Raw genomic sequence first — 550 nt, 5'->3', positions numbered from 1 at the left:
GGTCGAGCAGCGCCGCGCGCAGGTGGCCGTCAGTCGGTGTCGTGCTGCCCATCATCCTCTCCTCAGGCCGGGGAAAAGGCGCCGGGCCCGAAGGCCCGACGCAGGCGGGGGAACCGCGGGAAAGCCGACATCCGGAGGCGGCCCCGCCGCTGGATCGAGGGGTGGATGGCGGGTCCCCGGGGAGGACAGGGGGACCACGCGGGGCCGCCACCGGATATCGGCTGGATGGTCATTCGTGCCGGCCCGCCCCGCTCTCGCGGTTGTGCTGGCGGATCGGCCGGCGCATCGCGGCGCGGGTCACCTCGCGGCGGACCTTGCGGATGAAGCGGACGAGCGGGCCGGATCTCAGGTCGCGCTTCATGCGATCCGCCCTTCCTTGCGCAACGCGAGCAGGTCGCTCTCGACCGTGCGCGGGCTCACCTGGAACCGCTCCGCCATCCGCGCGACGCTCTCGCCCTCGGCGTGCCGGCGCCGGATCTGGTCGCGGCGCGCCGCGCGCATCTCGCGGCGCCGGCTGTTCAGCGCGGCCTCGGCCTTGCCCGCCGTGCTG

At 74.9% G+C, this 550-nt stretch carries 2 protein-coding genes; both read right to left on the bottom strand.

Annotation, left to right across the window (positions count from 1 at the left end; translation table 11 throughout):
• Positions 1-229: 229 nt before the first annotated feature.
• Positions 230-361, bottom strand: a complete 132-nt coding sequence (locus tag FJM51_RS24775; RefSeq protein WP_267901486.1) for a hypothetical protein — start codon at positions 359-361, stop codon at positions 230-232.
• On the bottom strand, positions 358-550 hold a 193-nt coding region (locus FJM51_RS24080), incomplete at its 5' end, for a helix-turn-helix domain-containing protein (protein ID WP_210240418.1). The genes FJM51_RS24775 and FJM51_RS24080, both read right to left, overlap by 4 nt.

It is taken from the genome of Amaricoccus solimangrovi (genome assembly GCF_006385685.1).
Lineage (GTDB): Bacteria > Pseudomonadota > Alphaproteobacteria > Rhodobacterales > Rhodobacteraceae > Amaricoccus > Amaricoccus solimangrovi.
This window is presented reverse-complemented; position numbering and strand designations above follow the sequence as displayed.

Coding starts and splice junctions, on each gene's coding strand:
- FJM51_RS24775 (WP_267901486.1), bottom strand. CDS start 361: ATGAAGCGCGACCTGAGATCCGGCCCGCTCGTCCGCTTCATCCGCAAG.